At 66.1% G+C, this 12,592-nt stretch carries 11 protein-coding genes; 2 read left to right on the top strand and 9 right to left on the bottom strand.

What is annotated here, in order from left to right; all coding sequences use genetic code 11:
• Positions 1 to 57: 57 nt before the first annotated feature.
• Positions 58 to 804: a Smr/MutS family protein gene (locus tag AC07Z7_RS18590; protein WP_494767215.1), complete on the top strand. Its 747-nt coding sequence runs from the start codon at positions 58 to 60 to the stop codon at positions 802 to 804.
• Positions 805 to 901: 97 nt separating this feature from the next.
• Here AC07Z7_RS18590 and AC07Z7_RS18585 read toward each other — a convergent pair whose 3' ends face one another.
• The 9 genes from AC07Z7_RS18585 to AC07Z7_RS18545 form a co-directional block, all read right to left on the bottom strand.
• Positions 902 to 2,968, bottom strand: coding sequence for a bifunctional 2',3'-cyclic-nucleotide 2'-phosphodiesterase/3'-nucleotidase (locus AC07Z7_RS18585; protein ID WP_494767213.1), 2,067 nt, complete (start codon positions 2,966 to 2,968; stop codon positions 902 to 904).
• Positions 2,969 to 3,088: 120 nt separating this feature from the next.
• Positions 3,089 to 3,307: a DUF7661 family protein gene (locus AC07Z7_RS18580; protein ID WP_121507315.1), complete on the bottom strand. Its 219-nt coding sequence runs from the start codon at positions 3,305 to 3,307 to the stop codon at positions 3,089 to 3,091.
• 14 nt (positions 3,308 to 3,321) lie between these two features.
• Positions 3,322 to 3,714 carry a GNAT family N-acetyltransferase gene (locus AC07Z7_RS18575; RefSeq protein WP_165773949.1) on the bottom strand — a complete coding sequence of 131 codons (393 nt, stop codon included), beginning with the start codon at positions 3,712 to 3,714 and terminating at the stop codon, positions 3,322 to 3,324.
• Positions 3,715 to 3,719: 5 nt separating this feature from the next.
• The gene (locus tag AC07Z7_RS18570) at positions 3,720 to 4,127 is read right to left on the bottom strand and encodes a GFA family protein (protein ID WP_165773950.1); all 408 of its coding nucleotides are present in this window, start codon (positions 4,125 to 4,127) and stop codon (positions 3,720 to 3,722) included.
• 75 nt (positions 4,128 to 4,202) lie between these two features.
• The gene (locus AC07Z7_RS18565; RefSeq protein ID WP_494767212.1) at positions 4,203 to 4,685 is read right to left on the bottom strand and encodes a RidA family protein; all 483 of its coding nucleotides are present in this window, start codon (positions 4,683 to 4,685) and stop codon (positions 4,203 to 4,205) included.
• A gap of 73 nt (positions 4,686 to 4,758) precedes the next feature.
• Positions 4,759 to 5,190 (bottom strand): group II truncated hemoglobin, encoded by a 432-nt coding sequence (locus AC07Z7_RS18560; RefSeq protein WP_094291266.1) that lies wholly within the window; start codon positions 5,188 to 5,190, stop codon positions 4,759 to 4,761.
• Positions 5,191 to 5,266: 76 nt separating this feature from the next.
• Entirely contained in the window at positions 5,267 to 7,786 is a 2,520-nt protein-coding gene (locus tag AC07Z7_RS18555) for an ABC transporter permease (protein ID WP_494767211.1), read from the bottom strand.
• A 63-nt stretch (positions 7,787 to 7,849) separates the two neighbouring features.
• Positions 7,850 to 9,535, bottom strand: coding sequence for a C13 family peptidase (locus AC07Z7_RS18550; protein WP_494767210.1), 1,686 nt, complete (start codon positions 9,533 to 9,535; stop codon positions 7,850 to 7,852).
• A 47-nt stretch (positions 9,536 to 9,582) separates the two neighbouring features.
• Positions 9,583 to 10,527 (bottom strand): formate dehydrogenase accessory sulfurtransferase FdhD, encoded by a 945-nt coding sequence (locus AC07Z7_RS18545; RefSeq protein WP_494767209.1) that lies wholly within the window; start codon positions 10,525 to 10,527, stop codon positions 9,583 to 9,585.
• Positions 10,528 to 10,823: 296 nt separating this feature from the next.
• On the opposite strand from AC07Z7_RS18545, the gene AC07Z7_RS18540 reads away from it, so the two are divergent.
• Positions 10,824 to 12,413: an EAL domain-containing protein gene (locus tag AC07Z7_RS18540; protein ID WP_494767208.1), complete on the top strand. Its 1,590-nt coding sequence runs from the start codon at positions 10,824 to 10,826 to the stop codon at positions 12,411 to 12,413.
• Positions 12,414 to 12,592: the final 179 nt, after the last annotated feature.

Raw genomic sequence — 12,592 nt, 5'->3', positions numbered from 1 at the left:
CCCCGATCCACCCGGCGCGCAGGCCTGGCGGAGAAAAAAGCGGCGGCCAAGGCCGCCATGCGCCCGCTGCGCCAGGCCCCCGCTGCGCCCACAGCCGCTGAGAGCCCCACACCACCCCGCCGCCGCGCCCCCCCGGCCCCGCGACGGGCAGGCGAACGCATCACCCAGCTGCAGGACCTGGCCACCGTGGCCCGCCGCCTGCGCGAAGAACAGGAACGCCGCGAGGCCGAAGACAAGGCCCGGCGCGAAGCAGCCGCCCGGGCCGAGGCCGAGCGCCACCTCTTCAGCCGCAGCGTGGGCCCCGTCACCCCGCTGCGCAACCCCAACCTGGCGCGCCTGCGCCACCACCAGCCACCGCCGCTGCCGGTGCAGCACTGGCTGGACGAAGAACGGGTGCTGATGGAGTCGATCAGCGACGACTTCGACGTGAGCACCCTGCTCGACACCGACGACCAACTGAGCTTTCGCCGCCCCGGCATCGGCGTGGAGATCACCCGGCGCCTGCGTGCGGGCCATTGGAGCATCCAGCGCCAGCTCGACCTGCACGGCCTGCGCGTGGACGAGGCGCGCGAGGCGCTGGGCGACTTCATCCGCCAGGCCCACAAGGCGGGGCTGCGCTGCGTGCGCGTGGTGCACGGCAAGGGCCTGGGCTCACCCGGCAAAAGCCCCGTACTCAAGGGCCGCGTGCAGCGCTGGCTGGTGCAAAAAAGCGAGGTGCTGGCCTTTGTGCAGGCCCGGCCTATGGATGGTGGCGCAGGCGCGCTGGTGGTGCTGCTGCAGCCGGTGCTGCACAGAAACACATAAAAAAAGCTGCTACCGCCCGTCCATCAAGCGCTAGCAGCTATAAAAAGAGAAGCAACCCACTCCCATCCGGGGTGGCGCTGCTCTCTGCAGGCACTGCCTATTTGGACAGATCCACGGCGTACTTCGACACTCCCTTGCCCGATCCGTCATCGGCCGCCAGCAGCGTCACGTTCGCCAGCCCTGCGGCCTGCGCCACGGCCAGGGCATTGGCGCCCGAGCTGAACACCACCGGGCCCGCCACCGTGGCCTTGGCAAAGCGCCAGCTCTTGGCCGCACCGTGGGCCGCGCGGGTCACCGCCGGGTTCTTGCGGATGTAGTCGATCACCACGTCGCGGTTGGCATCCGGCGAGGCCCAGATGGTGCCGGAGCCGTCGAGCTTGTCGATGAAGCTCTTGCCGCTGGTGGCGCGGTAGTTGTTGGTGGCGATCACGAACTCCTGCGCCACATCGATGGGCTTGCCCAGATAGCTCAGCTTTTTGATGCGGCTGCCCACGGGCTGCGTCACGTCGATCTCGTACTGCACGTCGGCTGTGGTGAACATGTCGAAGTTGTAGCCCGGGAAGCTGCTGATGAGCTGCTGCTCAGTGGTCTTGGCGGGGTCGATCTGGTTGAAGCGCTTGGCGGCGGCTTCGAGCCAGTTCTTGATATCGCCACCGTTGACCTTCACCGCATACACCGTGTTGGGGTACAGGTACAGATCGGCCGCGTTGTTGATGGCCAGCGGCCCCACGGCCACGTCGGTGTAGTCGGCGCCGCCCTGAAAGCCGCTCTTGAACGGCGCACTCACCGACAGCACGGGCAGCTGCGCGTACTGCGGCAGGCTGGCCTTGATGTACGCCGCCACGTAGGCCTGCTGGGCCTGGTTCACGATCTGGATCGCGCCGGGGTCACCCACGTCGGCAAACAGCGTGCTCATGCGGAAGTCGGTCTGGCCGATGGGGGTCTTCACATACTGGATGGCCGCCTGGTGCTGTGGCTCGATCAGCGGCGCCACGGCAGGGTCTGCATCCACATACACGTTCGCACCCGCAGCGTTCTTGCTCTGGATGTTGCGCAGCTCGCTCTTGCTGGCGGACTTGTTGACCGCCCATTTCGCGCCGTCCCACTTCAGCGCCAGTTGCACCACGCCCAGCGACTTGCCCCAGGAGCTGGCCATGACCGCAGGCACGCCATTCACGGTGCCCGCCTTGTGGTCCACACCGGGCAGGTTGAAGCCGGGCGTGGCCGCCGTGTCGGGAAACACGCCATGCTGGTGGCCCATCACCATCGCGTCGATGCCCGCCACTTTCGAAAGATGCAGGCCGGGGTTCTCCATGGTGGGCGAATACGCCGCGCCATCCAGCCCGCCATGCAGCAGCGCCACCACAATGTCGGCGCCCTTGGCGCGCAGCTCGGGCACGTATTTCGTCGCGGCCTCCACCGCGCCTTCGGTGCTCACCTTGCCTTCCAGGTAGCGCTTGTCCCAGTTCATGATGCCCGGCGTGGTGAAGCCGATCACGCCGATCTTGATGGGCAGCTTCACTTCCTTGCCGTCCGCGCCCTTGGCCACCAGGGTGCGCTCCAGCACCGTGTAGGGCTGCACCAGCGGCTTCTTGGTCTTGTTGCTGATGACGTTGGCCAGCACCATCGGAAAGCCCGCGCCCGCGCACTTTTTGCTCGCGTCCACGCCGTCCACCTCCAGCCCGCCGCCCAGCACCTGGTTCAAAAACGGCAGGCCGTAGTTGAACTCGTGGTTGCCCAGCGTGCCGACGTCAAAGCCCAGCGCGCCCATGGCCTTGTACATCGAGAGCTGCTGCGTGCAGGGGATGGGGCTGATGGTGGCCTCGTAGTCGGCCAGCGCCGTGCCCTGGATGGTGTCGCCGTTGTCCACCAGCAGCGTGTTGGCAAACTCCTTGCGCGCTGCGCGCACCAGCGTGGCGGTGCGCTCAAAGCCATAGCTCTTGTCTTCGGCCAGCTTGAAATAGTCGTAGCTGCGCACGTTGAAGTGCAGGTCGGTGGTCTCCAGCACGGCCAGCGTGGCCGTGGCGCCCGCGTTGCTGCTGGCGTTGTCGCTACTGCCACCACAGGCGGCCAGCGACGCAGCCAGAGCCACCACACCCAGTGTGGCAACACGGCGTGAAACCTGCGAAGGGGAAATCAGAAAGCCCAGAATGCGTTCAGACATGAACAGTCCCAGTTGGAAACAAGGGACCGAGTGTCTGGGCCGGGTTTGACAGCGGTGTGACGTGGCAAGCTGGCCGCCACACCCGCGCCGCATGTGGCGGTCAGCGGGCCTTGCAGTGGCTCAATCGATGCGATGCACATCGCCGTTGTGCGGCGAAGCGCTTTCGTGGAACAGGTCTTCGAGGAACTGCGCCAGTTCATGCTCTTCGACAAAATCGGGGATCACGAAGCCCGAGGGTGTGCGCTTGCCATCGGCCCCGACACGGTAGGCCTGCCACAGCGCGCCTTCGCGCCGCACCTCGACGATACGGCCGAAAACATGGAAACGCGGGTGGTTCATGGGATCAAAGCGTGTCAGGTGGGACGTGTGCGCTCCATGGCAACCGCCGACGGAGCAAAGCCCATTCTCGCAAAAAATTCGGCTGCACCTGGACGGCCAGCGCGAAGCACCCAGGTGGCTGCGGGCGCCTTGGCCACCGTTTTTTGCACCAACGCGCGCCCCAGCCCTTGGCCCCGAAACGCAGGGGCAACGACCAGCATGGACAGGTAGCCATTGCTCAGCCCGTCGGTAATGGCGCGCGCATAGCCCACCACCTCGTCCCCGTGCAGCGCCACCAGGTTGCATTGCGACGCAGCGACCAGCGCCTCGAACTTCGACAGAGTGCCTAGCCGGTGCGACCAGCCGTGCGCAAGCAGCAAGGCATACACCTGCGGAAGGTCCTGATCAACAAGGTCTCTGACCGCCATGGCCCCTAGCCCTGCAGCTCTTGCGGGTAGCCATCCCCGATCACCACCCAGGGGGCTTTGGAGTCCACGTGGATGTGCTTTTGGGGCGGCGTTTCGTAGGGCGTGTCCAGTGTGCCCAGTGGCACGGCCACCCAGTCAGCGTGGGCACCCTCGCTGTGCCACAGCAGGGGCGATCCACATCTCGAACAGAACGCGCGTGTGACCTGGGCCGAAGACTTGTAGGTGCGCACCATCGCCTGTCCCAACACAAACCGGTGGTGCTCACGCCGCACGCTGGCATAGCTGCCAAACGCCGCGCCATGCGCCTTGCGGCACATCGAGCAGTGGCAGTGCGAGGCGGCCTGCAAAAGTGCGGTGGTCTCGTAGCGCACGCCGCCGCACAAGCAGCTGCCACGGTGAACGGGTTCCGTCATGGTCATCGGGCTCTCCTGCGGTTTCTGCCAGGGGCCGTGCGCAGCGCCTGGCATCTGGCATCTGGTGCTGGGTGATCAGCGGGCCGTGGGTGCCACGGTGGCGATCAAGTCCACTTCCACCGTTGCGTTCTTGGGCAGCTGCAACACGCCCACCGAGGTGCGCGTGTGCGCCCCGGCGTCGCCCAGCACAGCGAACAAGACTTCAGACGCGCCATCGGCCACCTCGCTCTGCTGCGTAAACGTGGGCGCCGACTGCACATACACCGTGATGCGCAGGATGGACTGCACCGCATCGAGCGAGCCCAGCGCACGCTGCAGCAGCGCCAGTGCCCGCATCGCACACACCTTGGCGGCTTTTTGCGCATCGGCCAGCGAGGCCCCGGCACCCGCCGCGCCCGTCACGACCACGGTGTCGCCCACGCGCGGAATCTGCCCGCTCAGGTAGACGTGGTGACCATCGCGCACAAGCGGCACATAGTTGCCACCGATCTTGATTTCACCATCGAAGCTGTAGCCCAGGGCCTGGGCCTGTTCCTGAAAACGCGCATCGCGGGACATAAAAAACACTCCTCTTCTCACCACAAGCACCGCACACCGTTGGGGGTGTGCACCAGCAAAACCAACGCGTTCGTCAGACCCCTTTGTTGCGCATCCAGTCGGCCGTGCCCATGAAGCTCTCCTTCAGGCGCGTGCGCAGCTCGGCGGGAACACCCGTTTCGCCCATGGCCTGGTCCATGCAGGCCACCCACTGGTCGCGCTCCTTGATACCGATGGAAAACGGCATGTGGCGCATGCGCAGGCGCGGGTGGCCAAAGCGGCTCTGGTAGTGGTCGGGCCCGCCCAGCCAGCCGCAGAGGAACCAGAACAGCTTTTGCCGAGCACTGGCCAGGTCGCTGCCATGGGCGGCGCGCAGTTCGGCGTAGGCGGGCTCCAGGTCCATGAGGTCATAGAACCGCTCGACCAGCGCATGCACGCGGTCTTCGCCTCCGATCCATTCGAAGGGCGTGGTGGGTGGGGCGGCAGGGGAAGAGGCCTCTGGGGTGCTCGATGCTTCAGAATTCATAACAAAACAGGCCTTTTCGCTCGTCCATCATACCCTTATAGCTATATTTTTAATAGCAAAACAAAACAACCACCACCTACTCGGCCGCGCGTCGCAGGGTGTCCACCACGGGGCGCAGCAGCACCTCGCGCAGCCCCCACCAGCCTGCTGCCAGCGCCAGCACAGCGCCAGCCAGGGCACCCGCCAGCGGCACCCAGGGGGCGGCCGTCCAGGTGAAGTCGAACACAAAACGCGCCAGCGCCCAGCCCACGCCCACGGCCACGGCACTGGCCAGAAAGCCCGCCAGCAGGCCCACGCCCACCAGCTCGGCGCGCTGCACCTGGCGCAGCAGGCTGGCGCGGGCGCCCACGGCGCGCATGATGGCGTACTCGCGGGCGCGCTCCTCGCGTGTGGCGGTGACGGCAGCAAACAGCACCACCAGGCCTGCTGCAAGCGTGAAGGCGAACAGGAATTCCACCGCGCGGATCACCTGTTCCAGCACGCGCTGCACCTGGGCAATGGTGGCGCCCATGTCCACGTTGGTGATGTTGGGGAATTGGCGCACCAGGCCGTTGTCAAAGCCGTGGGTCTCGGGGGCACGGTAAGCCGCCAGGTAGGTCACGGGCACATCCTTGACCTCGGCCACCGGGTACATCACGAAGAAGTTGGCCCGCATGGAACCCCAGTCCACCTTGCGCAGGCTGGTGATGCGCGCCTCGTTCTGCACACCGCCCATGTCGAACAGCAGGCGGTCGCCCATCTTCAGGCCCAGGGTTTCGGCAATGCCTTCTTCAACACTGATGGCGCCCTCTTCGCCGGGCGTCCACTGGCCCGCCACCACCTGGTTGTGCGGCGGCGCCTCGACGGCGTTGGAGAGGTTGAATTCACGGTCTACCAGGCGCTTGGCGCGGTCGTCGGTGTAGTCGGCCGGGCCCACGGGCTTGCCGTTCACGGCCAGCAGGCGGCCCCGGATCATGGGGTACCAGTCGTAGCGCGCTACGCCGTTGTCCTTGAGCGTCTGCTGGAACGCATCCGCCTGGTCAGGCATCACGTTGATGACAAAACGGTTGGGCGCATCGGGCGGCGTGGCCTGGCGCCAGCTGCTGATGAGGTCGGTGCGCAGCAGCACCAGCAGCACCAGCGCCAGCAGGCCCACGGCCAGGCTGCTGACCTGCACCACGGCATAGGCCGGGCGCGCCGAGATCTGCCGCGTGGCCAGCACCAGCCAGCGGGGCGCGGTGCTTTCATTCACGCTGCGCCGCAGCAGCTTGACCGCCACCCACGACAGCCCCGCAAACAGGGCCACGGCCCCGGCAAAACCGCCCACGGCGATCAGGCCCAGCTTGATGTCGCTGCTCACGGCCAGCAGCAGCGCGGCAAACCCGGCCACGCCAACGCCCAGCACCGCCAGAGATGCAGGCTTGAGCCCGCCCACATCGCGCCGGATGACGCGCAGCGGCGGCACCTGGGCCAGCTGCAGCACGGGCGGCAGGCCAAACGCAAACAGCAGCGTGAGCCCCATGCCCAGGCCAAACGCCACGGGCCACAGGCTGGACGCGGGCAGGGCCGACTCCACCAGCCCCGCGAGCAACAGCACAAAGGCGTGGTGCACCGCATAGCCCAGCAGCACGCCCAAAGCGCTGGCAAACAGGCCCACCAGCGCAAATTCGGTGGTGTAGGCACCGGCAATGGTGCGCTGGCTCTGGCCCAGCACACGCAGCATGGCCGACGCATCGAGGTGGTCGGCCGCAAAACCCCGCGCGGCCAGCGCCACGGCCACGGCCGAGAGCAGCGCGGCCAGCAGGGCCACCAGGCTCAGAAACTTCTGGGCGCGGTCCAGCGTCTGGCGCATTTCGGGGCGGCCGCTTTCGAGCGACTCGACGCGCACCCCGTGCACCTCGGGCTTTTTGGCTTCGGCCACCGCCCATTCGTTGAAGGCTTTGACGGCAGGCGCGGGGCCCACCACGGCAAAACGGTAGGTCAGGCGGCTGGCGGGCTGCACCAGGCCGGTGGCAGGCAAGTCGCGCTCGTTCAGCATCACGCGCGGTGCAAAACTCATAAAGCCCGCGCCCCGGTCGGGCTCGATGACGATGATGCGCGCAATGCGCAACTGCGCATCACCCAGCAGCAGCTTGTCGCCCATGGCGAGGTTGAGCGATTCGAGCAGCGGGGCATCGACCCACACCTCGCCCGGCGCGGGGATGTCGCGCGTGGGCTGCTCCAGAGCGCCGGGGGCATCGGCCACCGTGAGGCGGCCGCGCAGCGGGTAGCCGGGCTGCACGCTCTTGAGCGCCACGAGCTTGCTGGCGCCGCCTTGGGCGTCGCTCGCGCGGCCCATGGTGGGAAAGCCCAGCGTGGTCACCGACTGCAATCCGAGCGCCTTGGCGCGCTCCACAAAGGCGGCGGGGGTGGGGTTGTCGCTGGCCACCACGGCATCGCCGCCCAGCAGCTGCAAGGCGTCGCGCTGCAGCCCGCCTTGCAGGCGGTCAGCAAAAAACCCTACGGAGGTGAGCGCGGCCACCGCCAGCGTGACCGCCACGATCAGTAGGCGCAATTCGCCCGCGCGCAGGTCCCGGGCCAGGGTGCGCCAGCCAAGGCGCAGAAATGACAGGTTCATGGCATGGGACCTTAGCGCAAAGCGAACGGGCTGGCGGGCCGTGGGGTGTTTGGGTGGGGCGGTTTACGGGGCGCGGCTGGCAGAGGCTGCCGCCACGCTGCTGCCGCTGGCCTCGGGCTCCACCTGGGCCGTCTGCAGCCGCTGCTCCAGCGCCTCCAGCACCGGGGTGATCTGCTTGCCCACGCGGATCTGCGGGTTGGAGAAGCCATCGGCCTTCCCCGCCTCCACCTCGCGCTGCTGGATCAGCGGCACGGCCTTGGCAAACGCCTCGGTGAACGAATGGGTCTGGCGCAGCTGCTCGTGGAACACCGCGCGGCCAAAGAAGGTCAGCTCCGACAGCCTGCCGCAGCCATACGAGGTGTGCGTGGCGTCGGCCGCCGTCATGATGAGCGTGCTGTCGGTGGCCAGGGGTTCGATCCAGCCGCCCGAGTAGCAGGCCGACACCGCAATCACCCGGTTGCGGATGCCCGCTGCGTCCAGCGCGGCACGCAGCATCTCGGGCGTGGCGGGTGCCACCTGCAGCGGCCAGTGCGAGGCCGCCAGCGCATGGTCGCGTGCGCCGTGCGAGGTGAGGTACACCACCAGCAGGTCGTGCTCGCGGTCCATGCGGGCTGCCAGCGCGGCCACGGCCCGCTGCAGGTTCTCAGGCGTGGCCCAGACGTGGGTGTCGGCCGTCTCGGCGTGGTTGAGCAGGTGCAGCACCCGGCCCTGCGCGTCAAAACGCTCCTGCAGCAAGCTGCTGACCATGGTGCTCTCGCGGCGAAACACGTTTTCGTCGGCATAGGGGGCGAACACCAGCCCATAGACATCGACCACACCGGGGCGCTCGGGCGCCAGCGCATCCACCTGCTGCTGCCACAGAGTTTGCTGCTCTTCAAACATCGCCTGGGTCAGCGCCAGCGGCACAGGCTCGGGCGCCTGCGCCTCGTCGGCGGCTGCAGCAGCTTCCGCCGACGCATCGGCCAGGGCCTGGACATCCGGCTCCCAGGGCTGGTCCTGGAACTGCCACATGCCCACCCCGATCACTGCCGCCATGGCCACAGAAAACGCCGCCGTGCGCCAGCGCGACTGGATGAAGCGTGCACTCACCACCACCAGCGTGGCCAGCACCCACAGCATGAGCACCCCATAGGCCACCCAGAAAACGATGGCCGCCACCGTGCCATCCCACAGGCTGGGCCGGTGCACGGCTGTCGCCATCAGGGCATACAGCACCAGCAAGGGCGCCAACGGGGCCCAGGCCGTCAACACATACCAGGCGGCCAAGCCCCCCGTGGGTGCGGGCACACCCGCCGACGCCGCCGCTGCCGGGCTGGCAGTGGCATGTTGGGCCGGGGCCATGGCCCACCATGCCAGCCACAGCAGCACCAGCCCACTCCACATCGGCGTGAGCCAACCGCGCAAGTTGAACTGTGCGGGGCCCACCACCTCCAGCCGCGAGGCCGCCACCAGCAGGCCCGCACTGACCAGCGACAACACCAGCAACTGCCAGGGCGTGGGCGCAGCGGCGGCCGTGCGGGGCGGCAGAAACAATGCAGCCCGCAGGCCCTCGCGCATCCAGCCCCACAGTGACAAACCTTCGGCGGCGGCACCAACCGCAGCCTTCGGGGCCGCTGGCTGCTGCGCGGGGCCTTGCTGTAGACGATTCAGCGGGACTTCCACCTTGGAATGGGTCTCGGCAAGTTCGGGCCCCCACTGGCTGGGCAAGGTATCGGCCCAGGTGCTGCTGCTGGCGTTCAGGTCTTTCATGCGCGAATCATGCCATTGGGGCGTGAAGGATCAGGCACCAAGCCAAGTTAAACGTCCCCAGCCGCCCTCGCCGCAGGCGCCACCGCCAGCTCCGGCTGCAACACCAGCCGCTGCGCGCCGCTGTAGCACACAAACCGGCGATTCGTCGCCCGCCCGATGGCGCACAAGCCCAGCTGCTGCGCCACCGCATGGCCCATCTGGGTCATGCCGCTGCGCGAGACCACGATGGGCACGCCCATCTGGGCGGACTTGATGACCATCTCGCTGGTGAGGCGGCCCGTGGTGTAGAAAACCTTATCGGCACCGGACATGGGCGTGGGTGTGGCAGGGGCGTTGTCCGACGCCACTCCATCGGCCGGGGCGGTTTCCGGATTCATCCACATCCAGCCCGCGATGGTGTCAATGGCATTGTGGCGGCCCACGTCTTCCACAAAGGTCAGCAGCTCCTCGCCTTGGAACAAGGCGCAGCCATGCACCGAGCCAGCGGATTTGTAAGTGCTCTCCTTGAGCCGGATGGCGTTGACGATGCCGTAGAGCTGGGCCTGCGTCAGCTGTGCATCGGGCAGCGCAATGCGGTCTACCTCGTCCATCAGGCCGCCAAACACGCTGCCCTGGCCGCAGCCGGTGGTGACCACCTTGCTGGCGGTGCGTTCCTCAATACGGGCAATGCCATGGCGCGTGTGCACAGCGGCGGCGTTCACCTCCCAGTCCACGGTGATGGACTCGATATCGAACACCGATTCGATCAGCCGCTGGTTGCGCAGATAGCCCAGCACCAGCAGCTCGGGCTGCGCGCCCAGCGTCATCAGGGTGACCAGCTCGCGCTTGTCCACATAGATCGTGAGGGGCCGCTCGGCGGGGATCTGCACCTGTTCGGCTTCGCCCCGTTCATTGACGACCTCCACATGGTGGGTGAGCGGCGCCTGGGCCTGCGTGAGGCGCGGCAGCACTGGAAGAGAAGGTGTTTGAAGAGACGGCGATGAGCGGGTCATGGAAGGAATATACGCACTCCCGGCATTGTCAGTGCCCTTTGAGCAGCCTCTCCAGGTCCTCCAGGCTCTTCTATGGTCAGCAACCCGCCTCAGCCACAAGAAGCCAGGCGCAAACACCCGACACCAGAGCCTGGAACCACCGCTGCCAGCCAGGCACAGGGCCGATGCCTCGCCAACGAGTGGAGAAAAAGCAGGCTGCGGCGGCATTCAAATGCTAGTCTCGGGCGACTGGGTCCTCCTGCTCGCGGTTTGGAGCGGCCCATCCCCCGCAGGTAGCGCAATTCGGGAGAGTTTCAATGCCATCAATGCGGCGCCGAGTCGTCATTCTGTACAGCATCGGGCTGGCAGCCATCATGGTGCCCATACTGGCGGCCATTTTGCTGGCGGCGTACATGAGCGTGGACCGGCAGCGCGACCGGGCCAGCGCCATGGCGGCAGACATTCTGCACCGCTCTCACAAGGTGAGCGATCAACTGGCGCATGTCTTTGCTGAGCTGAGCACCCGCCAGACGCCAGAGCCTTGCGCGGAGCCAAACCTCAATCTCATGCGCAAACTGGTGATCCAGTCGAACCTTCTTCTCGACGTGGGCTACGTTGCGGATGAGCAGCTCGTCTGCTCCTCATTCGGGTCGATCGGCTATCGCCTGGGGCCCAAATCCTATGTGAGTGCTGCGGGCTACAACATCTGGACCCAGTTCGAACATCCGCTGCTTCCGGGGTCCAGGCTGGTCGTCACTGGTGACGCAAAGACGGGTTTCGCCGCGCTGGTGCATGAAAGGACTGTTCTTGATGGAGCAGCACTGGACAAAAAGCTGACCTACGGCGTGCTGGGAGTGGGCCGCAGGAAGGAAATTTTCCATAACGGATTGTTCGATCCTTTGTGGTTTGACAAGATTCGCGACAAGTACGAGACCAGCTTCTTCGATGGCGCGGGCGTGGTCGCATGGAAGCGTTCAGACCGCTATGACTATGCCGCCTACGTGGCGATTCCGCGCAGTGAGATCGAGCACGATGGGTGGCGCGTATTGCTTGTGCTTTTGCCCATCGGCATCGGCGCAGCGGGGGTTCTGGCCTTTGTCGTCGCGCAATTGGTCCGCATCAACGGTGCTCTGCCTGCGGCCCTGCGCGTTGCACTGAAGCGCGGCGAGTTCTTCCTCGTCTACCAACCCATCGTGGACTTGCGCACCAAGGAGTGGGTCGGTGCCGAAGCCTTGTTGCGGTGGCGCAAAAGCACCGGGGAGTTTGTCAGCCCGGATGTTTTCATTCCCGTTGCCGAGCGCAACCGCCTGATCGAGCGCATCACGCAAAGAGTCCTGGAGCTGGTCGCCTCCGATGCTGCGGATCTTTTGCGCAAGCGGCCGGATTTTCACGTGGCGGTGAACCTCTCGGCGCAGGACATCTGCAATCCAGACATTTGTGCCCGCTTGCGCGCAATCACCACAGCCATGGGCATCAACAACCAGTGCATTCACATTGAGGCCACAGAGCGGGTCTTCCTGCACGCGGAACAAGCACGAAAGTCCGTGGAAGCATTGCGCGCCCAAGGGCACTTGGTAGCGATCGATGATTTTGGTACAGGCTATTCCAGCCTTTCCTATCTCACCGAGTTCACGATGGACAGCCTGAAGATCGACAAGTGTTTTGTCGGCACGATCGGCCAGCACGCTGTGACGAGCCACGTCATCGGGCACATCATCGAGATGGCCAAGTCGCTGGAGTTGAAGATGATTGCAGAAGGTATCGAGACCGAGGAGCAGGCCGAGTATCTGCGTGCGCACGGAGTGCAGTTCGGACAGGGCTGGCTCTTCTCCAAACCCATGCCGATGCACGAGTTGGTTGAGCAGTTGGCCTCGCGCCGCGCACCCGAACGACCTGTTGGCTCCTAGATGCGAGAGACTGCGCTCGGCACACTGCCCAGGCTTGGCCTGCCCCCATCACTGGCCGCAGGGAGTAGCTGAAAACGCAGCCCCCACCCACGGCAGCGAACAGTCACAGCACTGCTGGGGGACGCAATCCACAAACGAGCGGCCTTATAACAAGTACGAAGTGACGCCTTGCACAACGC

This window comes from Acidovorax sp. GW101-11A03 (assembly GCF_059424825.1).
The sequence above is the reverse complement of the archived record's forward strand: the minus strand, read 5'-3'. Positions and strand labels throughout refer to the sequence as shown.